Below are 24,461 nucleotides of genomic sequence, written 5' to 3'. Positions count from 1 at the left end.
CCCGTCTCGAACCCGGTCGTATGTCACGTTCTCTCACCACCGGTAGCCCCTGGCGCGTCATCCTCGCGTTCGCGGTGCCGCTGCTCATCGGCAACGTCGTGCAGCAGCTGTATCAGTTCGTCGACGCGATCGTCGTCGGGCGCCATCTCGGCGTCGATGCACTCGCCGCCGTCGGCGCGACCGGAAGCCTGCTGTTCCTGCTGCTCGGGTTCGCCTGGGGTCTGACGAGCGGATTCGCGATCCCCACGGCGCAAGCCTTCGGCGCCCGCGACGTCACGGCGGTGCGCCGCTCGGTGGCGGCGGGAACGATCCTCACCGCGATCACGACGATCGTGCTGACGGTCGGCGCGCCGCTGCTGGCCGGTCCCGCCCTGCACCTGCTGCAGACGCCGCCCGAGCTCATGGACGAGGCGACGGTGTTCGCCCAGGTCAGCTTCGTCGGCGCCGGCGCCATCATGGGCTTCAACTACCTCTCCGCGATCATCCGGGCGATCGGCGACTCGCGCACGCCGTTGCTGTTCCTCACGATCGCCTGCGGACTCAACGTGGTGCTCGTCATCCTCATGGTCGGTCCGTTCGGTCTGGGCGTGGCCGGCGCGGCGCTCGCGACCGTCGTCTCGCAAGCACTCTCGGTGATCCTCTGCCTCGTGTACGTCCGCCGTCGGCTGCCGGTGCTCCACGTGCAGCGCGCCGACTGGCGCATCACGCGGGCCGATCTCGTCGAGCACCTGCGACTCGGCCTGCCCATGGGTTTCCAGGCGTCGATCATCGCCATCGGCACCCTGACGGTGCAGGTCGCGCTGAACACCCTGGGCGCCGACGCCGTCGCCGCCTACACGACCGCGTCGCGCGTGGACGGCCTCGCCATCGCGCTCCTGCAGTCGCTCGGGCTCGCGGCATCCATGTACGCCGCCCAGAACCTCGGGGCGCGTCGCCCGGATCGCATCCGTCGCGGCGTCGGGCAGGCGGTCTGGATGGCGCTTGCCGCCGCCGTCGTGCTCGGCGCGCTGCTCATCACGTTCGGAGCCCCGCTCGTGCGCCTGTTCGTCGGCGACGGCAGCGACACCGTCGTACAGCTGGCCGCGCTCATGCTGCTCATCAACGGCGCCAGCTACACGGCGCTGGGCGTGCTGTTCATCCTGCGCGGCACGCTGCAGGGTCTTGGCAGCACCGTCATCCCGACGGTGACCGGCCTCGTGGAGCTGGCGATGCGCGTGGGCGCGGCGGTCATCCTCGGCCACATCTTCGGGTTCGTCGGCGTCGTGTGGAGCAACCCGCTCGCCTGGGTCGGCGCCAGCGTCATCCTCATCCCCGCGTACCTGCGCGCCCACCGGGCGCTCGAGCGGATGCCGGTCGAGCCCGCAGAGCCGACTCTCACCACCCCCATCGCCGTCATCGGCCCGACGGACGGCTCGATGGTGGTGGATGCCGTGGTCACCCAGTCCATCCCGCTTCCGCAGCAGCCCGCCGCCGACCTCGTTGCGGGCCGGGTGCGACGGTGGAAGGGTGGGGTGCGAGCGAAGCGGAGGACGCGATGAAGGCTGTTCTGGGCGATGTGACGGTGGCGGAGGCCGACCGCGACGACCTGATCTCCATCGAAGGCAACTGGTACTTCCCGCCGTCGAGCGTGAACTGGGACCTCCTGCAGGAGAGCCCCACGCCCTACACCTGCCCGTGGAAGGGCGAGTGCCAGTACTACTCCGTGCGCTCCGGCGACGAGCTGCTCGCCGATCGCGCCTGGTCGTACCCGACGCCGTACGAGAGCGGCATCGCCCGCGTCGGCAAGGACTTCTCGGGCTATGTCGCGTTCTGGAAAGAGGTCCGCGTCGAGGAGTGACCGGTCGCGGCGACCGGGGCCGCCGAATCGACGGCAGGATAGAAGCCGTGACCGCGCCGCTTCAGAACCTCACGCAGATGCCCGACCCGCAGTACCTGATGGTCGGCGACGGCTACCGCATCGCGACGTACTCGTGGGGTGACGAGGACGCACCCACCGTCGTCGTCGTGCACGGCTTCGCGTCGAGCACGAAGGACAACTGGGTCGCGACGGGCTGGGTGCGCGATCTCACCGCTGCCGGATATCGGGTGCTCGCGCTCGACCAGCGCGGCCATGGCGCCAGCGACAAGCCGCACGAGCCCCGCGCGTACGACATCCGCCAGCTCGCCGGCGACGTCGAGACGATGCTCGACACCTACCTCGTCGACGAGGCGTTCTACGTCGGCTACTCGCTCGGCGCCCGCGTGGGATGGGAGGTCGTGCAGGACATCGCCCCGCGCATCCCGCGGGCCGTGCTCGGCGGGGTTCCCGACGGCATCCCGCTCGCCCGCCTCGACCTCGATCAGGTGCGGGCGCTCATCGCCGACGGCACGCCGGTCACCGACCGTGTCACGCAGAACTACATCGCCCTCGCCGAGCGCGTGCCCGGCAACGACCTGCGTGCGCTCCTCGCGATCGCCGAGGGCATGCGGTCGTCGAAGACGGTCGACCCCGACCCCGCCCATGCGCCGCAGCAGCCGGTGATGTTCGCGACGGGATCGCTCGACGGCATCATCGAGGGTTCGAAGACGCTCGCTGCCGCCTGCCCGCAGGGACGCTTCGTCGAGATCCCCGACCGGCACCATTTCAACGCGCCCGGCTCCCGCGTCTTCCGCGGCGCCGCCCTCGAGTTCCTGGGTTCGTAAGCCCCCCACCCGTTAGCGGCTCGGCATCCGCACCGGGGCGGGGAGGGGGTCAGGCTTTGGCGATGGCGTCTTCGAGGGCGACCCAGGCGAGCATCGCGCACTTCACGCGTGCCGAGAACTTCGACACCCCCGACAGGGCCGCGGCGTCGCCGTAGACCTCCTCGTCGAGCTCGAGGGTTCCGCGCGAGCGCAGCGCCTCACGGAACCCCTCGATCAGCTGCAGGGCCTCGGCCCGGCTGAGCCCTTCCTCGGCGACGAGGTCGGCGAGCATGGATGCCGAGGCCTGCGAGATCGAGCAGCCCCGACCCTCCCACCGCACGTCGGCGATGGTCTCGCCGTCGACGCGGGCGCGCAGCGTGATCTCGTCGCCGCAGACGGGGTTCTTCTGGTGCGAGGTGCCGATCGTGCCGACCGTGGCGGGTGCGTCGCCCTCGTCGGTGAGGCCGAAGTGCTGCGGGTGCTTGGAGTGATCGAGGATCAGCTCACGGTAGAGGGCGTCGAGATCGCTCATGTCAGACTCCGAAGTAAGGGCGGATGCCGGCGACGGCCTCGATGAGACGGTCGACGTCGTCGGTGGTGTTGTAGAGGGCGGTGCTGGCGCGAACGCTGGCCGTGACGCCGTAGCGCGAGTGCAGGGGCGCGGCGCAATGGTGGCCGACGCGGACGGCGATGCCCAGCGCGTCGAGGTACTGGCCGGCATCATGGGCGTGCACGCCGTCGACGTCGAAGGCCCACAGCCCGACGCGCTCGACCCCGGCGGCGTCGCCGAGCAGGCGGACGCCGGGGATCTCCGCGAGGCCCGCGTGCATGCGCTGAGCGAGCATGCCCTCGTGGGCATGGATGCGATCGAGGCCGATGTCGTCGAGGTAGCGCACGGCGGCGGCCAGGCTGATCGCGGGGCCGACCGGCTGGGTGCCCGCCTCGAAGCGCTGCGGCGGCGGCAGGTACTCGGCGCGATCGAGCGTCACGGTCGTGATCATCGAGCCGCCCGTGAGGAACGGCGGCAGCGCCTCGAGCACCGGCGTGCGCCCATACAGGCCGCCGACACCGTACGGGCCGAGCATCTTGTGTCCGCTGAAGACCGCGAGGTCGACGCCGAGAGCGGGCAGGTCGAGAGGCAGGTGCGGCGCTGACTGGCAGGCATCCATCACCGTGATCGCGCCGACGCCCTGAGCGAGGGCGATGAGCTCGGCGACGGGGTTCACGATGCCGAGGACGTTCGAGACGTGCGTGAAGGCGACGACCCGGGTGCGCTCGGTGATGAGGGATGCCGCGGCATCCATGTCGAGCGTGCCGTCGTCGTGCGCCGGGATGTGGCGCAGCACGGCGCCGGTGCGGGCCGCGAGCTCCTGCCACGGAATGAGGTTCGCGTGGTGCTCGATCGCGGTCGTGACGATTTCGTCACCCGGTCTCACGAGGCGCGCATTCCCGATGGAGTATGCGACGAGGTTGAGGCCCATCGTGGCGCCGCTCGTCCAGACGAGCTGTTCGGGCTGCGCGCCGACGAACCCGGCCACGGTGGCTCGCGCGTCTTCGAACAGCTCCGTCGCCTCGGCGGCCAGCGTGTGCGCCCCACGGTGCACCGCGGCGTTCGCGTGCGTGAGGAAGTCGCGCTCGGCGTCGAGCACCGCGAGCGGCTTCTGACTGGTGGCCGCGGAGTCGAGATAGGCGAGGGGGTGGCCGTTGACCTGCTCGGCCAGGATCGGGAAGTCGGCCTTGATCGCGGAGGCGTCCAGGGCCGTTACGGGCGCGGTGGAAGCGGGAGACGCGGTCGCGGAAGTCACCCCTCTAGGCTACGCCCCGGCATCCGTCACGGCTCCGGCGCGACGGAGCCGCCTCGGATGCCGTCAACTCTCGTCTTCGGTGTGGGCGACCAGCCCGTAGCTCGGCAGCCGTCCGTCACGACGGTCATCTCCGAGAAGCGGGCGGGAGCGGCGGCCGTAGATCAGCTCCGACGAGTCGAGCAGCCACGGCACCAGCGTGATCTGCACGCCGTGCACGAGCATGAGCTGCTGTGCGATGCGGCGCGCGCGTCGGTTGTGCAGGAACGTCTCCCACCAGTGACCCACGATGTACTGCGGCATGTAAACCGTGACGACGGCGCTGCCGTGCTTCTCGCGATACTTCGTGATGAACTGGGCGATCGGAGGCGCGTAGTGGCGGTAGGGCGATTCGATCACCACGAGCGGGACCGGCATGTTGTGCAACTTCCAGTCCTCCTGCACGTCGCGGGCTTCTTCCGCCGTGACCGCGACGTGTACCGCCAACGTCTTGTCGTGCCTGCCCGACAGGGCGTAGTCGATCGCCTTCGCCGTCGGCTTCTGCAGCGTGCCCACCAGCACGAGCGCGACATCTCCGGTCGAGCCGTAGTGCACGTCGTCGTCCATGGCGATCTCGTGCGAGACGTCGCGGTAGTAGCGGTGCACCCCGATCATGAGGAACGACAGCAGCGGGATCGCGATGAAGACGAGGTAGGCGCCGTGGGTGAACTTCGTGATCGTCACGATCACGAGGACGACGATCGTGAACGTCGCCCCGAGCGCATTGATGAACAGGCCCGAGATCGCCTCTCGCCGTGCCTTCGCCGCCTTCGGGGAGAGTAGCCGCAGCTCGCGCCGCCAGTGCTTGACCATGCCGAGCTGGCCGAGTGAGAACGAGACGAAGACGCCGATGATGTACAGCTGGATCAGCGTGGTCAGCTTCGCCTGGAAGATCACGAGCACCAGCACCGCGGCCAGGCCCAGGATGATCATGCCGTTCGAGTAGACGAGACGGTCGCCGCGCGTGTTCAGGGCCTTCGGAGCATAGCCGTCGCGTGCGAGCACCGAACCCAGCAGCGGGAAGCCGTTGAAAGCCGTATTGGCGGCCAGCAGCAGGACGGCGGCGGTTGCGGCCTGCACCACGAAGAAGAGGATGCTGCCGTTGCCGAACGTCGCAGCGGCTACCTGCGCCATGAGGCTCGGCTGCACGAGCGCCTCGCAGTTGAAGCCGACGAGTCGGCACGGGTCCTCCGAGTAGTGCACGCCGGCGACGAGGGCGAGCACCGTGAGGCCCGCGAACATCGTGATGGCGATCGAACCCATCAGAACGAGCGTCGTCTGGGCGTTTCGGATCTTCGGCTGGCGGAACGCCGGAACACCGTTGGAGACGGCCTCCACGCCGGTCAGGGCGGAACAGCCGCTGGAGAACGCGCGCAGGATCAGCAGGATGAGAGCGGCCTGGCTGAGATCCTCGGCCTGCACGGCGAACTGGGCGCTCTCGGCGATCGGCGCGTCGCCCAGCATCCAGCGCACGAGCCCGGTGCCGATCATGAGCATGACCGAGCCGATGAACAGATAGGTCGGGATCGCGAAGGCCGTCGATGCCTCGCGCACACCGCGGAGGTTGACCAGGATGATGAGCACGACGAAGCCGACCGCGAGCTCGACGCGCCAGGGGTCGAGGTTCGGCAGGGCCGAGATGATGTTGTCCACGCCCGAGGCGACCGACACGGCCACCGTCAGGATGTAGTCCACCAGCAGGGCCGCCGCGACCACGACGCCGGCTTTCTCGCCCAGGTTCGTGCGGGCGACCTCGTAGTCGCCGCCGCCCGAGGGGTAGGCCTTGATCAGCTGGCGGTAGCTGAGCACCACCACGATGAGCAGGGCGACGACCGCCGCCGCAACCCAGGGGCTGAGCGCGAGGAAGGCCGTCCCGCCGATCAGCAGGATCATCAGCAGCTCCTGCGGCGCGTAGGCCACCGAGGAGAGAGCGTCGGAGGCGAAGATCGGCAGCGCCATCTTCTTGGGGAGCAGCTGGCCTTCGAGCTCTTCGCTCGTGAGGGGCTCACCGATGAGGATGCGCTTGGCGATCGGCGTCTCTTCGCCGGGGCCGCGACTGTCGTCTGTCACGGCGGGCGACATTACGCGGTCGCGTGTCGCCGCGCAATCCCGGCGAGCGTGAGAATGACGCCGCGAGGCTGCAAGGATCGACGCATGCGGAACGAGGTCTACTCCGGTGTCGTCGCGCTGGCCATCGGATTCGCGGTCGGAATCGTGCTGTTCGTGCCGTTCGTGGCGATCAGCTACCGTCGCCGCGGCCGGCTCACCGTCGGCCGATTTCTGCTGTGGGCCGCCGCCCTCGTCTACTTCTGGGCCATTTGGACGTACACGCTGCTTCCCCTGCCCGACGCCGAGAATTACGCCTGCGCGAGGGTGAACCTGAACATCTGGGCCTTCGTCGACGACCTCCGCGGTGCCCGCAGCCTCACCGACTTCGCCGTCCTGCAACTGGCGCTGAACGTGCTGCTGTTCCTGCCGCTCGGCTTCTTCCTCCGTGTGCTGGGCGGTCGCGGCATCCTCGTCGCGTTCGCGACCGGCCTGCTGGTGTCGCTCACCATCGAGACCACCCAGCTCACCGGGGTGTGGGGACTGTACCCGTGCGCGTACCGCGTCTTCGACGTCGACGACATGCTCACGAACACGGTCGGGGCGGTGCTCGGCTCGCTCGTCGCGCTGATCGTCCCCCGACGGTGGTGGGTGCGTCGATCGACGGATGCCGGGAGCCGCCCGCACCCGGTCACGCGCGGACGCCGGCTGCTCGCCATGTTCTGCGATCTGCTCGGCGTCGTGCTCGTCGGGTACGGTTCGGCCGTCGCCGTGCAGGTGTTCCTCGAGTACGTCGTCCGCGACCACGCCGCGGTCCTGGACGGTGCCGCCGGCCGATTCGCCCTGGCGGTGACGCCGATCGCGATCTGGGCCGTCGTCGTGCTCGCCACCGGCCGCACGCCCGGTGACCTGGCCGTCGAACTGCGCTACCGCGGCGGGCCGCTGCCGGCCCCGGTGGCGCGGCCGCTGCGGTTCGTCGCCGGCATCGGCGGCTATCTGCTGTTGGGGCTCGTGCCGGCGCCCTGGACGTTCGTGCAGTTCGTGTTCGCCGCGGCATCCGTCGTACTCGTGTTCACGACGCGCGACGGCCGCGGGCTGCCCGGGCTGCTGAGCGGGCAGCGGCTCGTCGACGCGCGTGAGCCGGCTGCCGCGGTGGGCGACGGCGGGACGGTGTTCACAACTCCGGAGAAATCGTCCCGAAACGGGTGAACGGCCGGGCGCCGGCTGCTGGCGGCGTCGAGTCTCCGGAGTTGTGAACCGAGCGGAAGGGCGCCCGTCCGATCCGCGGCGGCGACCTACTGCGGAGCGTAGAAGTACAGGATCGTGCCGACCGGGCCGTCGGCACCGTCGGTGTCGGCGAACACGCTGTACGAGGGCGTGCCGTTCTTGAACGAGGAACGCTGGGGGTCGAAGGCGAAGCGGATGCTGCCCGAGGCGCGCGGCGTCTCACTCGCCGGCGCCGGCGTGAGGGCGCGCACCTCGGCCGCGCTCATTCCGATCTTCAGGCCGAACTCCGCCGTGACCGGCACTCCGCCCACCTCGTTCGCGGTGAACAGCGCGTAGGCCGGTTGCGAGAAGTCCGCCCGCGTCAGCGTCGCGGTCGGGACCATCTCGAACAGCGAGAATCCGTTCCACGTGTACACGGTGTAATCCGGCAGTGTCGATCCGTTGCCCGCCTGCGTGCGCTGCGTCGGAGGCGCCCCGAAGGCCGCGGTGAGGGCCGCGACGGCGGCGGCGGGTTCGTCGGCCCATCGGTAGGTGAAGGGCTGGCCGGCGGCGGTCGTGAGCGTGAAGCCGGTCGCCGAGAACGCCACGCCCGTGGCCGCGGCGGTCGTGGTGGGACTCGGCGTCGAGGAGGGAGTGGATGCCGGGACCGACGCATCGTCGGTCGCCACCGCCGTCGCCGACGTGGCCGGTTGCGCCGAATCGGACGGGCGGGTCAGCGCGAAGCCGACCACGGCGACGACGGCCACCGCCAGCACGCCGGCGACGATGCCGAGGATCAGCGTCGTGCGAGAACCGCCCCCACCGCCCGGGGTGCGGGGTTCGCGCGGTTCGCGCGGCGGCTTCGGATCACGCGGTTCGCGCGGAGGGCGCGGTTCGCGCGAAGGCCGAGGCTGGCGCTCCGCCCGGGGCTCGCTCTCCGCCCGGGGCTCGCGCTCCGCCCGGGGCTCGCGAGCCGGGCGCTCCGGCTCGTCGGGCTGGGGGCCGAACAGATCCTCGAGGCTCATCCGAGGAACTCCCGTGCCGCGACGACCAGCGCGTCCACTCCGCGCTCGATCGTGGGGTGCAGGATCGGGGCGAAGAAGGGCGAGTGGTTGGTGGGGATGTCCTCGTTCACGGTGCCGCGCGCGACGGCATCCGCGAACTGCTGCGGGTCGAGCCCGCCCCAGAACCAGTAGACGAGCGGCACGCCCGCCTCGCGGGCGAACCACGAGACGTCCTCGCTTCCGGTGAACATGCCCGGGTCGACGACCGTCCCTTCGCCGAAGGCGCGTTCCCACGCGGCGGACAGGCGCGCGGTGGCCTCGTGGTCGTTGATCGTCGGCGGCAGCGAGTGGTCGGTCGTGATGACCGGCTCCTCCTCCGCTCCGGATGCCGCGGCCTCCGCCCGCACGATGCGTTCGACGCGTGCGAGCACGTCGGCGCGGGCCTCGTCGTCGGGGTAGCGCAGGCTCAACTCGAGCTTCGCCTCGGCGGGGATGATGTTGTTCTTCAGTCCCGCGTGGATCGAGCCGACGGTGACGACGGCCATCTCCCGCGGGTCGATCTCGCGCGACACGACGGTCTGCAGGCGCATGACGGTGGCGGCGGCCATGACGACGGGGTCGATGGTGGCGTGCGGTCGCGAACCGTGGCCGCCGCGGCCGAGAAGGCGCACGGTGAGGCCGTCCGAGGCCGCCATCTGCGTTCCGGGGCGCACACCGATCGTGCCCGCCGGGAGCGGCGTCAGGTGCTGGCCGAGCACGATGTCGGGCTTCGGGAAACGGTCGAGCACGCCGTCGGCGATCATCGCCTGGGCGCCCGCACCGTGCTCCTCGGCGGGCTGGAAGACGGCGACGACGGTTCCCGACCACTCGTCGCGGGTCGCCGCGAGCCGCTCGAGAGCGCCGAGCAGGGCCGCCACGTGCATGTCGTGGCCGCACGCGTGCATCACGGGCACGTCGGTGCCGGCCGGGTCGATGCCGCGGACGGTGCTGGCGTAGGCGAGACCGGTCTGCTCGGCGACCGGAAGGCCGTCCATGTCGGCGCGCAGCCACACGACGGGTCCGTCGTCGGTGGCCGTGCCGGTGATGCTCGTGGCGACGCCGGTGGTGCCGAGGCCTTCGACGTACTCGAGACCGAGAGCGGTGAGCTCGCGGGTGATGACACCCGCCGTGCGGGTCTCCTGGAACGACAGTTCCGGGTGGCGGTGCAGGTCGATGTAGAGGGCTTCGAGGTCGATGCTCATGCCATCGAGAGTACGCGGCGGTCACTCGGCCGTCGCCGAGAGCGCGCGCTGCGGCCGTTCGCGCCGCGTCGCGGGGACTGCTCGCGCCGCGTCGCCGGGACTGCTCGCGCCGCGTCGCGGGGACTGCTCGCGCCGCGTCGCGGCATCTCCCCGTTCCGTACTCAGTCTGGCCGGTCCCGGCATCCGGTGTGGTCCGCGTGATTCCGCGGCACGGGCGCCGAGGTCCCGAAGCGCAGACTGAATACGGAACAGGGGAGGGCGGGCGGCGCGAACCGGTGGTCAGTGCGGCGGCGCGGTGGAGCCGCGGACCACGAGCTCGAACGGCAGGGATGCCGAGGCAGCCGCCGGCTCGTCGACGCCCAACTCCGCGAGGATCGTCTGTCCGGCGCGCTCGCCCTGTGCGTGCGGGAACTGCTCGATCGTCGTCAGCTCGAACAGTTCCGCCAGCTCGTGCCCGTCGACGCCGATGACCGACAGCCGGCCGGGCACCTCGATGCCGAGTTCGCGCGCCGCCGCCAGCACGCCGAACGCCATCTCGTCGGATGCGGCGAAGATCGCGGTGGGCGCGTCGGGGCCGGAGAGCAGTTCACGCGATACGCGGCGCGCCCCCTCGACGGTGAAGTCGGCCGTGACGAAGCGGGGTGCGGCGACACCGGCATCCCTCATCGCCTGCGCGAATCCGCGGCGCCGACGCGTGGGGATGTCGAGGGTCTCGCCCGCATCGTCCGGCAGACTCCAGCCGAGGTGCACGATGTCGCGGTGGCCGAGTTCCAGCAGGTGCTGCGTGGCGAGCCGGCCCACGGCCGTGTCGTCGACGCGCAGCCCCCGCAGCTCGGCATGCGGAACGCCGAGCGCCACGACGGGAACGGGCAGCTCGTTCAGCTGGCGCAGCTCGTCGGCGCTCAGCTCGACCGACAGCACGATGAGGCCGTCGACGCGTCGGCGGCGCAGCGACGCCTCGAACAGGCTCCGCCGCTGCGCCGGATCGTCGGTCAGGTTGTACAGCGTCATGTCGTAGCCGCGCGGCGCGAGCTGCGCGGCGATGCCGTCGAGCACGGTGGCGAAGAACCACCGGTCCAGCAGCGGCACGATCACGCCGATGTTCTCGGCGCGGCCCGAGGCGAGGGTGGATGCCGCGGCCGAGACGACGTAGCCGAGGTCGGCGGCCGCGGCGCGCACACGCTCGCGCGTCGCCTCGGAGAGGCGTCCCCGTCCGCTGAGGGCGCGCGACACCGTCGCCGTCGAGACGCCGGCGGCGCGCGCGACCTCCTCGATGCCGGTCACGTCAGTCCGCGACCATCCACACCGCGACGTCGACGGGCAGCTCCGTGCCGTCGAACGGCTCGCTCGAGACCAGCACGGTACCCGACGGCAGCATCACCGGCGCGGCCCCGGCGTTGGCGATCACGGTGACCCGACCGGACCGGAACGCGATCACGTCGTCGCCGTAGCCGTCGAGCCACTCCAGCGTCGCCGCTCCGAGGCCCTCGGCGCGGCGGGTCGCCAGGAGCGTCCGGTACAGCCACAGCGTCGAGTCGGGGTCGGACTCCTGCGCGTCGCGGGCGAGCGTGGCCCATTCGGCCGGCTGCGGCAGCCACGACTGGCCCGTCGGGCTGAAGCCGTAGGCGGCGGCATCCGCGGTCCACGGGATCGGCACCCGGCACCCGTCGCGGCCGTAGCGCTCGCCGTCGGTACGGAACCAGGTCGGATCCTGCCGAGACGCGGGCGGCAGCGCGATGACCTCGGGAAGGCCGAGCTCCTCGCCCTGGTAGAGGTATGCGGAGCCGGGCAAGGCGAGCATCACGGTCGTCGCTGCGCGGGCGCGGCGCAGGCCCACCTCGGGAATCGGCTGGCCGGGCGAGTCGGGACCGATGCCGTGGCCCTGCGGGTTCTCGGCGGTCAGCGCGAGCCGCGACGCGTGGCGCACGACGTCGTGGTTCGACAGCACCCAGGTGGCCGGGGCGCCGACCGCAGGGAACGCGCGCAGCGACTCGGAGATGACCTCGCGGATGGCCGCGGCATCCCACTCGGTCATGAGGTACGGGAAGTTGAACGCCTGGTGCATCTCGTCGGAGCGCACCCACTCGCCGGTGCGGTCGACGGTGGGCAGCCACGCCTCGGCGCAGAGCGCACGGTCGCCGTCGTACTCCGCGAGCACACGGTGCCAGTCACGGTAGATCTCGTGCACACCCTCCTGACCCCAGTACGGCACGTCGTCGTCGGAGCCGCCCATGCTGTCGGCATCCACCGCGGGAAGGTGATCGGGCAGACCGTCGGTCTTGACGAGGCCGTGCGCGACATCGACGCGGAAGCCGTCGACGCCGCGGTCGAGCCAGAACCGCAGGATGCCGCGGAACTCCTCCTGCACCTCGGGGTTCGACCAATCGAAGTCGGGCTGGCTCGTGTCGAACAGGTGCAGGTACCACTGCTCCGGCGTGCCGTCGGCCTCGGTGACGCGGGTCCACGCCGGGCCGCCGAAGACCGACTCCCAGTTGTTGGGCGGCAGCTCGCCGTTCTCACCCTTGCCGTCGCGGAAGAGGTAGCGGGCGCGCGCGGCACTGCCGGGGGCTGCGGCCAGCGCCTCCTGGAACCAGACGTGCCGGTCGGAACTGTGATTGGGCACGAGGTCGACGATCACGCGGATGCCGCGCTCGTGCGCGCCGGCGAGCATCTCGTCGAAGTCGGCGAGCGTGCCGAACAGGGGGTCGACGTCGCAGTAGTCGGCGACGTCATACCCGGCATCCTTCTGCGGAGAGCGGTAGAAGGGGCTCAGCCACACGGCATCCACGCCCAGGGCGCGCAGGTCGTCGAGATGCTCCGTCACGCCGGGGAGGTCACCGATGCCATCGCCGGAGGCGTCGGCGAACGAGCGCGGGTAGATCTGGTAGATCACCGCGGTGCGCCACCATTCGGCGCCGGGGCGGCTCTCGCCGATATCGGGGAGGGAGAAGGTCAACTGCGACGTCATGGCATCAGCGTAGCGCAAGCGCTTGCGCACCCGGTGGCGGTTCCCGCGCGACGGGTCGCGTCCGGCGGCGACTAGCCTTGACCGGTGACTTCCGAGGCCCTCGCCCACGCCGAATCGCTCATCGCCGGCATCCCCGACTTCCCGCAGCCGGGCGTGCTGTTCCGCGATATCTCGCCGCTGCTCGCCGACGCGCAGGCCCTGCGCACCGTCGTGGATGCCGTGATCGAGCCCTTCGCGGGGCAGTTCGACGTCGTCGCGGGCATCGAGGCGCGCGGGTTCATACTGGCCGGCGCGGTCGCGATCGCGGCGGGTGTGGGGATGGCGCCGATCCGCAAGGCGGGCAAGCTGCCGCGGCCCGCGGCATCCGTCTCCTACGCCCTCGAGTACGGCACGGCCGAGATCGAGATGAGCGACGACCTCGAGGCGGGCACGCGCGTGCTGCTGGTCGACGACATCCTCGCCACGGGCGGCACTCTGCGCGCGGGCCAGCACCTGCTCGACGAGCTCGGCCTGCAGCTGGCGGGGACGGCGGTGCTGATGGAGCTCGTCGAGCTTCAGGGGCGCGCGGTGTGCGGCCCGGTCCATTCCGTCTTCCGGGTCTAAGTCCGGTCGGTGACCGACGAGCGCATCCGCAACGGCAGCGGAACCAGGTGCGCCGGGGGAGGGGATGATCCGTCCGTCGCGGCACCGCGCTCGATCAGGTCGATGAGTTCGTCCGCGGCGGCGCGGCCGAGCGCGCGCTGCGGGAAGGCGAAGGTCGTGAGGCCCGGTCGCAGCCAGCGGGCGAACGACGTGTCGTCGAACGAGAGCACCGAGACGTCCTCGGGCACGCGCACCCCGCGCTCCTGGAGCGCCTGGTAGGCGCCCATCGCCAGACGGTCGTTGAAGCACAGGAGCGCATCGACCTCGGCGCCACTGTCGAGCACCTCCGACACGAGACGAAAGCCCTCCGGCGGCAGCCACTGCACCGTCGGACGAGCCGACACGATCTGCCGCCCTGCCTCGGCGAAGACCGAGAGGGCGCCGCTGAGACGCTGGGCGGCGGCGAGGCCGAACGGGTGCGCGTTCGCCGGGTCGTCGCCGACGCCGATGAGGTGGATGCGCCGATGCCCGGTGTCCACGAGCAGGCGCGCGGCGGCGGCACCGGCCGCGACCTCGTCCGGAAGCACGCGCACGTAGTCGGCGTCGTCGGTCGGCTCGATGTTCAGCAGCACGGTCGGCATGCGGGTCGCCTCCACCGGGATAGCGCGCGCGTGGGTCATCATCGTGGCCAGCACCACCCTGTCGACCTGCCAGTCGAACATCGCGTCGAGCAGGTCGCGCTCCAGATGCGCGTCACCGGCCGTCTCGCCGACGAAGACCATATAGCCGCGGGCACGTGCCGCCTCGATCGCGCCGCGGATCATCTCTCCGGCTACGACTTCGCGCTCCCCCCGCTCGTGCTGCACGCCCTCCACGAGCACGACCTCCGCCCGCTCGCGCAGTGGCTGACCATGCGGCCCGCCAACACCATCACGGTGCTCGACACCCACGACGGCATCGGCATCGTCGACGTGGGGGAGAGCGATCTGAAGCCCGGCGTTCCGGGACTCCTCGCCCGGCAGGATGGGATACTCGGAGGCGTGACTTTCGAACCCACCGTGCTCGTGACTTCGCAGACCGCCGCCGAGATCCACCTCGCCGGTGAGGTCGACGAAGTCTTCGCCTCGACGCAGGAGGGGCTGCGCAGCCGCATCGTCGAGTCGATCCGGCTGATGGCCGCGTCGGCGGGTGAGCCGGTCACCGCGACCGTCGTCGACGGCGCCACACGGTGGGCCCTCGTCGTCAGCCCCGATGGCAGCTTCACCGAGGCCACAGCGTCGGCGACGGAGGTGGTCGCGGAGCCCATCGCTGCGGCTGCGCCGGCGGCCGATGCCGTGCCGGCACCGGTCGCGGCGGCGTCGCCTGCGGCTGGCGAATCCGATGCCGCACCGATCTCCGCCGTGCCCGTCGCGGCGGCCCCGTCCGCCGCGGCGGCTGCGGAGTCCGCCCCCGCGACGACCGCGGTGGCGGTGACCGACGGGCCGCTGCGCAGCGGCGGCACCCGCCGCGAGGGCGCGCAGCGCACGCCGGCCCAGCGGGCTACGCCGACGGTCGACGACCTGCTCAACTCTCGCGCCGACCGCGCGCGTCCGCGGGCGACCGAGGGGTGGCGCGGAGCGATCCGTCGCCTCACGGGCGGTGCGATCTCGCCCCGCCCGGGCAAGGCCGAGCAGTCGCGCCTCGACCGCGAGCGACTCGTGCAGCGCCGCCTCGACGCGCCGCGCACGATCGTGGTGCTCAATCCCAAGGGCGGGGCCCACAAGACCACGTCGACGCTGCTGCTGGCCGCGACGTTCGGCACCCAGCGCGGCGGCGCCACGCTCGCCTGGGACAACAACGAGACCCGCGGCACGCTCGGCTGGCGCGCGCAGAACGCGCCCCACCACCGCACCGCCGTCGACCTGCTCGAAGACCTCGACCGCTTCGCCACGCCCGATCGAGCGAGCCTCGCGGCGCTCGACACCTACGTACGCACGCAGGTCGACGCCCGCTTCGACGTGCTCGCCTCGGACGAGGATGCCGCGGCATCCTCCACCATCGACGCGACCGCCTTCGACCGCCTCCACGACGTGCTCTCGCGCTACTACCGCCTGCTCATCGTCGACACCGGCAACAACATGCGCGCCTCGAACTGGGTCGCCGCCGTCGCCGCAGCCGACCAGCTCGTCATCGTCTCGACGGTGCGCGAAGACACCGCGGCCAGTGCCGCCTGGCTGCTCGACGGCCTGCGCGAGAAGGGCTTCGACCACAAGATCGACGAGGCCGTCACGATTCTCGCGGCGCCGTCGACCAAGCCCGATCGCAAGCTCGCCGAGCGCCTCGAGCGCCACTTCTCGCAGGTCACGGCCGAGGTCGTGCACGTGCCCTTCGATGCCGCGCTCGTCGACGGCGGTCCCATCGATTTCGATGCGCTGTCGCCCGAGACCCGCGATGCGTGGCTCACGGTCGCGGCATCCATCGCCCGTCGTCTCTGACGCCGCGCCCTCGCGGGCCGCACCACGCCTGCCCGAACTGCAAGGGCTTTGACGGCGACGCGCCGGCGGGATGGCTGATGCCGCGGCGTGTCGCGCGGCATCCCTTGCAGTTCGGCCCGCGGATCGGCGGGTGACGCCGGGGCGGCCCGGCGACGGATGCCGCGGCGCGCTCAGCCCGCGAGCAGCCCGCCGCCGAGGTTGACCGGACTGTCTTCGATGTTGCCGACGATGCCGCGGATGATGCCGGTGCCGTCGGCGGCGCGGAGGCTCTCGTACCAGGCGTCGGTCACGGCCGGGTCGAAGGCGTGTGTCTCCCAAGCGCGCTTGCGCGCCCGCAGCACGAGCTCCCCGGCCCGCTCCACGCGCATCGCGGCGTAGCGGCGGAGGGTGTCGGCGACGCCCAGCGTGTTGGTGGCGAACGCGATGCCGAGCGCGAAGGCGTCTTCGAGCGCGGAGCACGCCCCCTGGCCGATGTCGGGGGAGGTGTTGTGCGCGGCATCCCCGAGGATCGCGACCCGGCCCTTCGTCCAGGTGTCGAACGGGGTGATGTCCCAGATCTCCACGCGGTTGAGCGAGGTGGCCGGGTCGATCGCGGCGAGCAGCTCCTGCACTCCGGGCGCCCAGTCGCCGAACGCCTCGCGCAACGGTGCGACGCCTGCCGCGGGGTCATACGGCAGGCCCGATGGCTGGGGGATGTCGAACCAGAAGTAGAAGCGGTCGCCGGCGATCGGCATGACCGCGGCGCGCTTGCCATCGGCGACGTACGTCGTCCACGCCGTCGGGCGTCCGATGGATGCCGAGACCGGCACGAGCCCGTTGACGTTGGTGTACCCCGAGTACTCGCGCTCGATCGACGGCGCGCCCTCGGGTTGCACGTAGTCGCGCACGATCGAGCGGGCGCCGTCGGCGCCGATGAGCATGTCGGCGGAGTCGGTCGTGCCGTCCGCGAACGTGGCGGTCACGGTCGTGCCGTCGTCGGCGATGCCGACGAGCTTCTTGCCGAGGTGGATGCCGTCGAGGCCGAACCGCTCCATCAGCAGCGCCTGCAGATCGGCGCGGGCGACCGGGTACGGCTTCTGCCCCGTCTGGGTGGTGACCGGCGCGAGGGAGAAGTCGCACAGGGTCTCGCCGGTGTGCCCATCGAGGTAGACCATGTCGGCCATGTCGCCGCCGAGAGCGGCGACCTCGGCGCCGAGTCCGAGCCAGTTCAGCACCTTCACGCCGTTCGACCACAGCGACAGGGCTGCTCCCACCGGACGGTTCTCGCGCATCTGGTCGTAGATGACGACGTCGTGGCCCAGCCTCTGCAGCGCGATGCCCGCGCTCGTTCCCCCGACACCCGCTCCGACGACGATCACCTTCATGCCGGCCACGCTACGGATGCCGTGTCACCGCGACGTTTCCTCGGGGTAACCGCACCCGCCTCCGCCCCCCGCCCACCCGCCCGCCGCCCGCCCGCCCCCGCAGTCCGCGAGACACGGTCTACGCACCGAGACACCGCTGCACACGACGTGTCTCGGTGCACGGCCCGTGTCTCGCGGAGGAGGGCGGACGTCGCGGAGGAGGGCGGCCGTCGCGGGGGAGGGCGGACGTTGCGAGGGAGGGGGGGTCAGGTGCCGCGGTAGGTCGAGTAGGCGAACGGGCTGAGCAGCAGGGGCACGTGATAGTGGCGGGTGTCGGCGACGGCGAAGCTCACCGTGACCGACGGATAGAACGTCTCGGAGCCGCGCGCCGCGAAGTACGGCCCCGTCGCGAACACCAGCGCGTAGGTCCCCGCGGACAGCTCGTCGGGTCCGAGGGCGAGGCGGCCATCGGCATCCGTCCGCCCGCTCGCCACGGCGACTCCGTCGGCGTCGAGGAGCTTCACGTCGACGCCGGATGCCGGGGCTCCGGCCGCGCCGTCGAGCACATGCGTGGTGAGGTGGGTCATGCGATCGTCGTCTCCAGTCGCAGCAGCGCGATCTCGCGCAGCTGATCGAGGGCCTCCGCGGCCTCGGTCTCGTCGCCGTTGCCGAGCCGCCGGTCGAGCTCCGCGCGCATCTGCTCGGGCGTGCGCCCGGCGGCGCGGATGAGGAAGACCCGGCCGAAGCGTTCCTCGTAGGCGGCGTTGCCGTCGGCGATCGCCGCCGTCGTCGCAGCACCGGCTGACGACATCGACGCCTGTTCGCGGCGTGAGGCGGCGGCCTCGGCTCCCGCGCCGCGCGGCTTCTCGCCGATGCGCGGGTGGTGGGCGAGGGCGGTGTCGAGCTCGGTGCGCGTCCAGGTGCGGGCGAGCGCGTCCGCCCGGGCGATCAGCGCGTCGCGCGTTCCGTAGGGACGCCCCGCGACGACGGCGTCGACCCAGGCGGGAACGGCGGCCCACACGCCGACGGTGGATGCCGCGGCATCCGCGGGCAGCGCGTCGAACGCGTCGATGCTCATCTCGGCGGCCATGCTCAGCGGGCTCCGTGGACGACGAGCCAGCGGGCGACGACGGGCTCGCTGGAGGTGTTGTGCAGTCGGTGCGGACGCGAGCAGGGGTAGCTGATGGCATCGCCCGGGCGCAGCACCACCCGCTCGTCGTCGAAGTCGACGGTCAGCTCGCCCGAGACGACGGTGCCGACTTCGTAGCCCTCGTGGCGGAAGAGTCCGGCGTCGCTGTGGGCGGTCGCACCGGGCGGGTAGGTCGACTCGAAGTAGTCGACGCCGGGCGTCGGCACGGGGGAGATGCGGCGGAAGGTCACGCCGTCGTCCAGCACGATCGCCGTGTCGTGCTCGGCGCGGCGCAGCCCGAAGCTCGTCGGCGTGGTCGGCGCCTGCGACCCGGAAGGGTCGAAGACCGAGGTCAGCGGCACGTCGAGCTCGTCGGTGATGGCGATCAGGCGCGAAACGCTCGGCTGCATCACCCCGCGCTCGATCTGCGACACCGCGCTGGGCGAGATGCCGAGCCGGCGAGCGAGGTCGCGCGCCGACATGCCGCGGGCGACCCGCAGGGCGCGCAGCCGCTCACCGACCCCGTCACCCGCGCTCTCGGCACGGTCGGCATCGAGCTCCGGCGGATCGACGGCGGGGGCGCGGCTCATGTCGCGATCGTATCGGGCGCGGATGCCGAGCGGGCGGCGCCCCGATCGGGCTTCACGTGTTCGTCACATGTGAAGAGCCAACTTCACACAGCCGTTACACGAGCGAAATCGCCCGGGCTGGGTGAAGCAATAACTTCACATTACGCACCACCCAGGCCACGGACTCCACGTCGCGGTCCGCCCACCTCCGTCACCGACTCGGAACCCCTGGAAGGTACCCATGACCTCTCTGACCCCAACATCGACCGCACCGTCGACCGGTGTCTACGACATCGTCGAAGCCGCCGGCATGCCCACGGGCGCCGGCAACATGAAGCCGCAGTACGACGAGCGCCTCGCCAACGAGGACCTCGCACCGCTGCGCAAGCAGAAGTGGAGCGCGTACAACATCTTCGCGTTCTGGATGAGCGACGTGCACTCCGTCGGCGGCTACGTCACCGCCGGCTCGCTGTTCGCCCTGGGCCTGCAGAGCTGGCAGGTGCTGATCGCGCTGCTGGTCGGCATCGTCATCGTGCAGTACTTCGCCAACCTCGTCGCCAAGCCCAGCCAGAAGACAGGTGTGCCGTATCCCGTCGTCAACCGGGCGATCTTCGGCATCCGCGGAGCCAACATCCCCGCGATCATCCGTGGACTCATCGCCATCGCCTGGTACGGCGTGCAGACGTTCCTGGCCGCAGAGTCGCTGAACATCGTGTTCCTCAAGTTCATCCCCGGCTCGGCCGCGCTGCTGGACGTGTCGTTCCTGGGGCTGTCGGCCCTCGGGTGGATCTCCTACGGCATCCTGTGGGTCGCGCAGTTCCTGCTGTTCTGGAACGGCATGGAGGTCATCCGCCGCTTCATCGACTTCGCCGGCCCCGCCGTCTACGTCGTGATGATCGCGCTCGCCGTCTACCTCGTGTCGCAGGCCGGCTGGCAGAACATCTCGTTCAATCTGTCGACCAAGCAGCTGGACTTCTGGTCGTCGATCCCGGTGATGTGCGCCGCGATCGCGCTGGTCGTGTCGTACTTCTCCGGCCCGATGCTCAACTTCGGCGACTTCGCCCGCTACGGCAAGAGCTTCGCGGCGGTCAAGCGCGGCAACTTCTGGGGTCTGCCGATCAACTTCCTCTTCTTCTCGCTGCTCACCGTGATCACGGCGTCGGCGACCGTCCCCGTCTTCGGCCAGCTCATCACCGACCCGATCAAGACAGTCGAGGCCATCGACGGCTGGTTCGCGATCCTCCTCGGCGGCCTGACCTTCGTCACCGCGACGGTGGGCATCAACATCGTCGCGAACTTCATCTCGCCGGCGTTCGATTTCTCCAACGTCGCCCCGAAGAAGATCTCGTGGCGCGCCGGCGGGATGATCGCCGCCGTCGGGTCGGTGTTCCTGACCCCCTGGAACTGGTATTCCAACGACGACGCGATCCACTACACGCTGGGCCTGCTCGGGGCGCTCATCGGTCCGCTGTTCGGCATCCTCATCGCCGGCTACTACGTCGCCGGACGCCAGCGCATCAAGACCGATGCGATGTTCACGATGGACCCGACGGGCCCCTACTGGTACCGCCGCGGCTTCAACCCGAACGCGATGAAGGCGCTGCTGGTCGCCGGCATCCCCGCCGTCTTCCTCGGTGTCTTCCCGAAGCTGTTCGCCGACATGGGACTGTTCGACATCTCGTGGATCAGCGACTACAGCTGGTTCATCGGCTGCGGCCTGGGCTACGCCGCGTTCGTGCTCTTCGAGCGCCTCGACCCGCGGGTGCCGACGTTCGACGGTGAAAGCGACGGCGTGTCGGACGGCACGCTCGACGGCGCCGCCGCGACCGCCGAGGCCGAGCCGCCCGCCATCTCGGCCGAGATCCCCGTGGCCGCCGTCACCGGCACGACGGCGGGACCCGGCACCCCGTGAGGATCCTCCTGATCAACCCCAACACCTCCCGGGCGATGACCGCGACCATTGCGGCCGCCGCTCGGGAGGTGGCGGGGGCGGATGCCGAGATCGTCGCCGTCTGCCCCGAACCCGGTCGGGGACCGGCGGCGGTCGAGAGCCACGTCGACGAGGTGGCGGCGGCCGCGGCCGTCGTGGAGCTCGTCCGCGCGGACCTCGCCACCGGCGGCAGCGACGCGTACGTGCTCGCGTGCTTCGGTGACCCCGGCCTCGACGCGGCGCGCGAACTCGTCGAGGTGCCGGTGATCGGCATCGCGGAAGCCGCCATGCACGTCGCGGCGATCGCGGGGCGCCGTTTCGCGATCGTGACGACGCTGGGACGCACGCTCGGACGGGCCCGCGACCTCGTCGCCCGCTACGGCATGGACCGCGCCTGCGCGCAGTACCGCGCCGTGGAGATCCCCGTGCTCGCCCTCGAGAAGCCCGACGAGCACACCCTGGCCCGCATCGAACGCGAATGCCGGGCCGCGCTTGATCCTCCCGCGGTCGGGGCGTCCGGGGCGTCCGGGGACCCGGTCGATGCGATCGTGCTCGGGTGCGCCGGCATGGCCGATCTCTGCGCGCAGCTGTCGGCGCGTGTCGACGCTCCCGTCATCGACGGGGTCGCCGCCGCCGTGGGGCTCGCGATCGGCATGGCACGCATGGGTGTGCGCACCGGCGGGCGGGGCGAGTACGCGCCCCCGCCCGTGCGGAAACACCCGCGAAACGACGCCTCGATAGCGTCTGACGTGTCTTCGGACGCCGCGATGACGCCGCATCCGCAACCGAGGGCACGAGAGGCGATGCTGTGGCAGATGTGAGCGTGATCCGCGCCGAACGCGCCTGGATCGACGGGGCGTTCCGCCCCGCCGAGGTGCGGATCGTCGACGGCGTGATCGCCGAGGTCACCCTGCCCGGGCGCTCGGCGGAAGCGGATGCCGCGGCATCCTCCGACCTCCACGTGCTCGGCGCCGACGAGGTGCTGCTGCCGGGACTCGTCGACTCGCACGTGCACCTCGACGAGCCGGGGCGCACCGACTGGGAGGGTTTCGCGACCGGCACCGCCGCGGCCGCAGCGGGCGGCATCACGACCGTGTTCGACATGCCGCTGAACTCGGTGCCCGTCACGACCACGCCCGAGGCGCTCGCCGCCAAGCGGGCCGCGGCCGCGGGCAAGCTCGCGGTCGACGTCGGCTACTGGGGCGGCGCCGTCCCCGAGAACCTCGGCCGCCTGCGCCACCTCGCCGGCGCCGGCGTCGTCGGCTTCAAGTGCTTCCTCGTGCCGAGCGGCATCGACGAGTTCGGCCACCTCGACCGTGCCGGCCTGCACGCCGCGCTCACCGAGATCGCCGCCTTCGACGGCCTGCTCATCGCGCACGCCGAAGACGAGGCACACCTGCACGAGGCCGCCGTCGACGTCGGCGCGGGGCCGGCGGGAGAGCTCGGACGTCACTACGACACGTTTCTGCGCAGCCGCCCGCCGGTGAGCGAAGAGGCGGCGATCGGCGCCGTCATCGACGCGGCCCGCGCCACCGGCGCCCGCGCCCACATCGTGCACGTCGCCGACGGACAGGCGCTCGATGCCATCCGCGCGGCGAAGGCCGACGGCATCCGCCTCACCGTCGAGACCTGCCCGCACTACCTCACCCTGTCCGCAGAAGAGGTGCCCGACGGGGCCAGCGCGTTCAAGTGCTGCCCGCCCATCCGCGGTCGCGCCAACCAGGACCTGCTGTGGGAGGGCGTGCTCGACGGCACGATCGACGCCATCGTCAGCGACCACTCACCCGCCACTCTTGCGCTGAAGACCGCGGGGGGCGGCGATTTCGGCCTGGCATGGGGAGGCATCGCGGGCGTGCAGACCGGGTTCGCCAGCGTCTGGACCGAGGCGGCGCGCCGCGGCATCCCGCTGGAGAGCCTGCTGCCGCTGTTCACGACCGGACCGGCCCGCATCGCCGGGATGCCGGGACTCGGCGTCATCGCGCCGGGGGCGCGAGCGAACCTCACCGTCTTCGCGCCGGAACGGTCGTGGACCGTCGACGCGCACCGCCTGCTCTACCGGCACAAGCTGTCACCGTGGGATGGGCGCGCCATGCGGGGCGGCGTCGTCACCACCGTGGTCGGCGGAACGGTCGTGTACCGGGCGGGCGACGACGACGTGCGGGCCCGGCCGGGGATCGAGCTGCTGGCCGGCGGTGCGGATGCCGTCGCCGACACGATGCGCGAGGGAGCGACATCATGACCGAGACCATCGACATCCTGCAGCCCGGATCGGGCCGCATCGCCGGCGCGCACTACCTCGCGGCATCCCCCGAGACGGTGCTCTGGGGGCGGCTGCCGTGCGCCGTCGATGCGCCCGTGCTGACGATCGCCGCCGGCGCGACGGTGACGATCGACACCGTCAGCCACGAGGGCATCCTGCCCGACCAGGGCCAGGACCCCCTCGGGTATTTCACCGGTCACGGCGTCCCCGCGGCGCACGTGCTCACCGACGCGATCGAGATCGCCGCGACGGTCGCCCGCGACGCCGCGCTCGACGGGCCGCACGTCGTGACGGGGCCGATCTTCGTCGAGGGCGCAGAGGTCGGAGACCTGCTGAAGATCACCGTCGTCGATCTCGCGCCGCGCGTGCCGTACGGGGTCATCTCCAACCGGCACGGCAAGGGCGCGCTCGTCGGGGTGCTGCCGCGCGGGCCCGAGAACGTCAGCGTGTTCACGCCGGTGTCGGACGGTCGCGGCATCCTGCCCCTCGTCGACGGGGGCGAGCGCGTCGTGCGATTCCCGCTCGCGCCGTTCCTCGGCACGATGGGCGTCGCCGTCGCGGGCGACGAGCGCCCCCACTCGGTGCCCCCGGGGGCGCACGGCGGCAACATCGACATCAACCTGCTCGTGGAAGGGGCGGTGCTGTACCTGCCGGTGCAGGTGGCCGGCGCGCTGGCGTACGTCGGCGATCCGCACTTCGCGCAGGGCGACGGCGAGGTCGCGCTGACAGCACTCGAGGCGTCGCTGCGCGCGACGCTGCGCTTCGACGTGGTGCCGCGCGCGGAGGCGTTCGCTGCGTTCGGGGAGGTGACCGGCCCGCTCGTCCGCACCGACGAGTACCTGGTGCCGACGGGGCTCGACGTCGACCTCGACGAGGCGATGCGCAAGGCCGTGCGCGCCGCGCTCGACCTGTTGCAGGCCCGGTACGGCATGGCCGAGCACCTGGCCTACGCGTACCTGTCGGCCGCCACCGACTTCGACATCTCGCAGGTCGTCGACATCGTCTGCGGCGTGCATGCGCGCATCCGCGAGGCGGACTTCGCCGCCGTCCGCCCGGCCCGGTTGGTCGCCGAGGACGCCTCGTGACCGTCCGCCGCCGCCGCGGCATGTCGCCGCCTCCGCGCGCCGCCGTCCACAACTCCGGAGATTCGGTGGCCACGGGCCCGTCCGGGGCTGTTTCCGGCCGTCCGGGACCACAACTCCGGAGT

22 protein-coding genes are annotated in these 24,461 nt (G+C 71.4%); 10 read left to right on the top strand and 12 right to left on the bottom strand.

Annotated elements, in window-relative coordinates:
• Positions 1-20: 20 nt before the first annotated feature.
• From JOE53_RS13170 to JOE53_RS13160, 3 genes are read left to right on the top strand one after another with little or no spacing between them, the layout of a single operon-like run.
• Positions 21-1,538, top strand: a complete 1,518-nt coding sequence (locus tag JOE53_RS13170) for an MATE family efflux transporter (protein ID WP_204947982.1) — start codon at positions 21-23, stop codon at positions 1,536-1,538.
• Positions 1,535-1,837, top strand: a complete 303-nt coding sequence (locus JOE53_RS13165; protein ID WP_036318744.1) for a DUF427 domain-containing protein — start codon at positions 1,535-1,537, stop codon at positions 1,835-1,837. Before JOE53_RS13170 ends, JOE53_RS13165 begins: the two co-directional genes overlap by 4 nt.
• A gap of 47 nt (positions 1,838-1,884) precedes the next feature.
• Positions 1,885-2,682 carry an alpha/beta fold hydrolase gene (locus tag JOE53_RS13160; protein WP_204947981.1) on the top strand — a complete coding sequence of 266 codons (798 nt, stop codon included), beginning with the start codon at positions 1,885-1,887 and terminating at the stop codon, positions 2,680-2,682.
• A 49-nt stretch (positions 2,683-2,731) separates the two neighbouring features.
• On the opposite strand, the gene sufU is transcribed toward JOE53_RS13160, so the two are convergent.
• From sufU to JOE53_RS13145, 3 genes are all read right to left on the bottom strand, one after another.
• Entirely contained in the window at positions 2,732-3,193 is a 462-nt protein-coding gene (gene sufU, locus JOE53_RS13155; protein ID WP_036318749.1) for a Fe-S cluster assembly sulfur transfer protein SufU, read from the bottom strand.
• Position 3,194: 1 nt separating this feature from the next.
• Entirely contained in the window at positions 3,195-4,466 is a 1,272-nt protein-coding gene (locus JOE53_RS13150) for a SufS family cysteine desulfurase (protein ID WP_204947980.1), read from the bottom strand.
• A 63-nt stretch (positions 4,467-4,529) separates the two neighbouring features.
• Positions 4,530-6,584, bottom strand: coding sequence for an APC family permease (locus JOE53_RS13145; RefSeq protein ID WP_061681938.1), 2,055 nt, complete (start codon positions 6,582-6,584; stop codon positions 4,530-4,532).
• 72 nt (positions 6,585-6,656) lie between these two features.
• Between JOE53_RS13145 and JOE53_RS13140 the strand changes: the two genes are divergently transcribed.
• Positions 6,657-7,757 (top strand): VanZ family protein, encoded by a 1,101-nt coding sequence (locus JOE53_RS13140; protein ID WP_204947979.1) that lies wholly within the window; start codon positions 6,657-6,659, stop codon positions 7,755-7,757.
• 86 nt (positions 7,758-7,843) lie between these two features.
• On the opposite strand, the gene JOE53_RS13135 is transcribed toward JOE53_RS13140, so the two are convergent.
• The 4 genes from JOE53_RS13135 to JOE53_RS13120 all read right to left on the bottom strand — a co-directional run bounded on the left by JOE53_RS13135 (position 7,844) and on the right by JOE53_RS13120 (position 12,967).
• A complete protein-coding gene (locus tag JOE53_RS13135) occupies positions 7,844-8,779 on the bottom strand; it encodes a hypothetical protein (RefSeq protein ID WP_204947978.1) in 936 nt (311 codons plus the stop codon).
• Positions 8,776-9,999 (bottom strand): amidohydrolase, encoded by a 1,224-nt coding sequence (locus tag JOE53_RS13130; protein WP_204947977.1) that lies wholly within the window; start codon positions 9,997-9,999, stop codon positions 8,776-8,778. The genes JOE53_RS13135 and JOE53_RS13130 overlap by 4 nt, the downstream gene beginning before the upstream one ends.
• Positions 10,000-10,278: 279 nt before the next feature.
• Positions 10,279-11,283 carry a LacI family DNA-binding transcriptional regulator gene (locus JOE53_RS13125; protein ID WP_204947976.1) on the bottom strand — a complete coding sequence of 335 codons (1,005 nt, stop codon included), beginning with the start codon at positions 11,281-11,283 and terminating at the stop codon, positions 10,279-10,281.
• Position 11,284: 1 nt separating this feature from the next.
• Entirely contained in the window at positions 11,285-12,967 is a 1,683-nt protein-coding gene (locus tag JOE53_RS13120) for a glycoside hydrolase family 13 protein (protein ID WP_204947975.1), read from the bottom strand.
• An 84-nt stretch (positions 12,968-13,051) separates the two neighbouring features.
• Here JOE53_RS13120 and JOE53_RS13115 point away from each other — a divergent pair, with 84 nt between their 5' ends.
• On the top strand, positions 13,052-13,570 hold the full coding sequence (locus JOE53_RS13115) for an adenine phosphoribosyltransferase (RefSeq protein ID WP_036290523.1): 519 nt from the start codon (positions 13,052-13,054) through the stop codon (positions 13,568-13,570).
• Here the strand turns inward: JOE53_RS13115 and JOE53_RS13110 are convergent.
• Positions 13,567-14,424 (bottom strand): substrate-binding domain-containing protein, encoded by an 858-nt coding sequence (locus JOE53_RS13110; RefSeq protein ID WP_325168505.1) that lies wholly within the window; start codon positions 14,422-14,424, stop codon positions 13,567-13,569. The two genes, JOE53_RS13115 and JOE53_RS13110, sit on opposite strands and share 4 nt — an antisense overlap.
• Between JOE53_RS13110 and JOE53_RS13100 the strand changes: the two genes are divergently transcribed.
• Positions 14,407-16,023 carry a MinD/ParA family ATP-binding protein gene (locus JOE53_RS13100; RefSeq protein WP_271170967.1) on the top strand — a complete coding sequence of 539 codons (1,617 nt, stop codon included), beginning with the start codon at positions 14,407-14,409 and terminating at the stop codon, positions 16,021-16,023. The two genes, JOE53_RS13110 and JOE53_RS13100, sit on opposite strands and share 18 nt — an antisense overlap.
• A gap of 170 nt (positions 16,024-16,193) precedes the next feature.
• On the opposite strand, the gene hpxO is transcribed toward JOE53_RS13100, so the two are convergent.
• From hpxO to JOE53_RS13080, 4 genes are all read right to left on the bottom strand, one after another.
• Positions 16,194-17,387 carry an FAD-dependent urate hydroxylase HpxO gene (gene hpxO / locus JOE53_RS13095; RefSeq protein WP_204947974.1) on the bottom strand — a complete coding sequence of 398 codons (1,194 nt, stop codon included), beginning with the start codon at positions 17,385-17,387 and terminating at the stop codon, positions 16,194-16,196.
• 245 nt (positions 17,388-17,632) lie between these two features.
• Positions 17,633-17,953: a hydroxyisourate hydrolase gene (uraH, locus tag JOE53_RS13090; protein ID WP_061681921.1), complete on the bottom strand. Its 321-nt coding sequence runs from the start codon at positions 17,951-17,953 to the stop codon at positions 17,633-17,635.
• Entirely contained in the window at positions 17,950-18,444 is a 495-nt protein-coding gene (gene uraD, locus JOE53_RS13085; RefSeq protein ID WP_233449572.1) for a 2-oxo-4-hydroxy-4-carboxy-5-ureidoimidazoline decarboxylase, read from the bottom strand. Before uraD ends, uraH begins: the two co-directional genes overlap by 4 nt.
• Before the next feature lie 14 nt (positions 18,445-18,458).
• Complete coding sequence (locus tag JOE53_RS13080) at positions 18,459-19,085, bottom strand: helix-turn-helix domain-containing protein (protein WP_016463960.1); 627 nt, start codon at positions 19,083-19,085, stop codon at positions 18,459-18,461.
• Positions 19,086-19,305: 220 nt separating this feature from the next.
• Between JOE53_RS13080 and JOE53_RS13075 the strand changes: the two genes are divergently transcribed.
• From JOE53_RS13075 to JOE53_RS13060, 4 genes are read left to right on the top strand one after another with little or no spacing between them, the layout of a single operon-like run.
• Positions 19,306-20,976: an NCS1 family nucleobase:cation symporter-1 gene (locus tag JOE53_RS13075; RefSeq protein ID WP_204947972.1), complete on the top strand. Its 1,671-nt coding sequence runs from the start codon at positions 19,306-19,308 to the stop codon at positions 20,974-20,976.
• Positions 20,973-21,815 (top strand): aspartate/glutamate racemase family protein, encoded by an 843-nt coding sequence (locus JOE53_RS13070; RefSeq protein WP_204947971.1) that lies wholly within the window; start codon positions 20,973-20,975, stop codon positions 21,813-21,815. The genes JOE53_RS13075 and JOE53_RS13070 overlap by 4 nt, the downstream gene beginning before the upstream one ends.
• A complete protein-coding gene (allB, locus tag JOE53_RS13065; RefSeq protein ID WP_204947970.1) occupies positions 21,803-23,233 on the top strand; it encodes an allantoinase AllB in 1,431 nt (476 codons plus the stop codon). Before JOE53_RS13070 ends, allB begins: the two co-directional genes overlap by 13 nt.
• Positions 23,230-24,339 (top strand): acetamidase/formamidase family protein, encoded by a 1,110-nt coding sequence (locus tag JOE53_RS13060; RefSeq protein ID WP_204947969.1) that lies wholly within the window; start codon positions 23,230-23,232, stop codon positions 24,337-24,339. The genes allB and JOE53_RS13060 overlap by 4 nt, the downstream gene beginning before the upstream one ends.
• Positions 24,340-24,461: the final 122 nt, after the last annotated feature.

The organism is Microbacterium laevaniformans, from assembly GCF_016907555.1.
Classification (GTDB): Bacteria; Actinomycetota; Actinomycetes; order Actinomycetales; family Microbacteriaceae; genus Microbacterium; species Microbacterium laevaniformans.
Note: the sequence above shows the minus strand (reverse complement) of the source record. Positions and strands in the feature narration are given on the sequence as shown.

Bases quoted from the DNA above. Each gene is read 5' to 3' on its own strand.
- JOE53_RS13170 (WP_204947982.1), top strand. From the start codon at position 21: ATGTCACGTTCTCTCACCACCGGTAGCCCCTGGCGCGTCATCCTCGCG.
- JOE53_RS13165 (WP_036318744.1), top strand. From the start codon at position 1,535: ATGAAGGCTGTTCTGGGCGATGTGACGGTGGCGGAGGCCGACCGCGAC.
- sufU (WP_036318749.1), bottom strand. From the start codon at position 3,193: ATGAGCGATCTCGACGCCCTCTACCGTGAGCTGATCCTCGATCACTCC.
- JOE53_RS13145 (WP_061681938.1), bottom strand. From the start codon at position 6,584: ATGTCGCCCGCCGTGACAGACGACAGTCGCGGCCCCGGCGAAGAGACG.
- JOE53_RS13140 (WP_204947979.1), top strand. From the start codon at position 6,657: ATGCGGAACGAGGTCTACTCCGGTGTCGTCGCGCTGGCCATCGGATTC.
- JOE53_RS13135 (WP_204947978.1), bottom strand. From the start codon at position 8,779: ATGAGCCTCGAGGATCTGTTCGGCCCCCAGCCCGACGAGCCGGAGCGC.
- JOE53_RS13130 (WP_204947977.1), bottom strand. From the start codon at position 9,999: ATGAGCATCGACCTCGAAGCCCTCTACATCGACCTGCACCGCCACCCG.
- JOE53_RS13120 (WP_204947975.1), bottom strand. From the start codon at position 12,967: ATGACGTCGCAGTTGACCTTCTCCCTCCCCGATATCGGCGAGAGCCGC.
- hpxO (WP_204947974.1), bottom strand. From the start codon at position 17,387: ATGAAGGTGATCGTCGTCGGAGCGGGTGTCGGGGGAACGAGCGCGGGC.
- uraH (WP_061681921.1), bottom strand. From the start codon at position 17,953: ATGACCCACCTCACCACGCATGTGCTCGACGGCGCGGCCGGAGCCCCG.
- uraD (WP_233449572.1), bottom strand. From the start codon at position 18,444: ATGAGCATCGACGCGTTCGACGCGCTGCCCGCGGATGCCGCGGCATCC.
- JOE53_RS13080 (WP_016463960.1), bottom strand. From the start codon at position 19,085: ATGAGCCGCGCCCCCGCCGTCGATCCGCCGGAGCTCGATGCCGACCGT.
- JOE53_RS13075 (WP_204947972.1), top strand. From the start codon at position 19,306: ATGACCTCTCTGACCCCAACATCGACCGCACCGTCGACCGGTGTCTAC.
- JOE53_RS13060 (WP_204947969.1), top strand. From the start codon at position 23,230: ATGACCGAGACCATCGACATCCTGCAGCCCGGATCGGGCCGCATCGCC.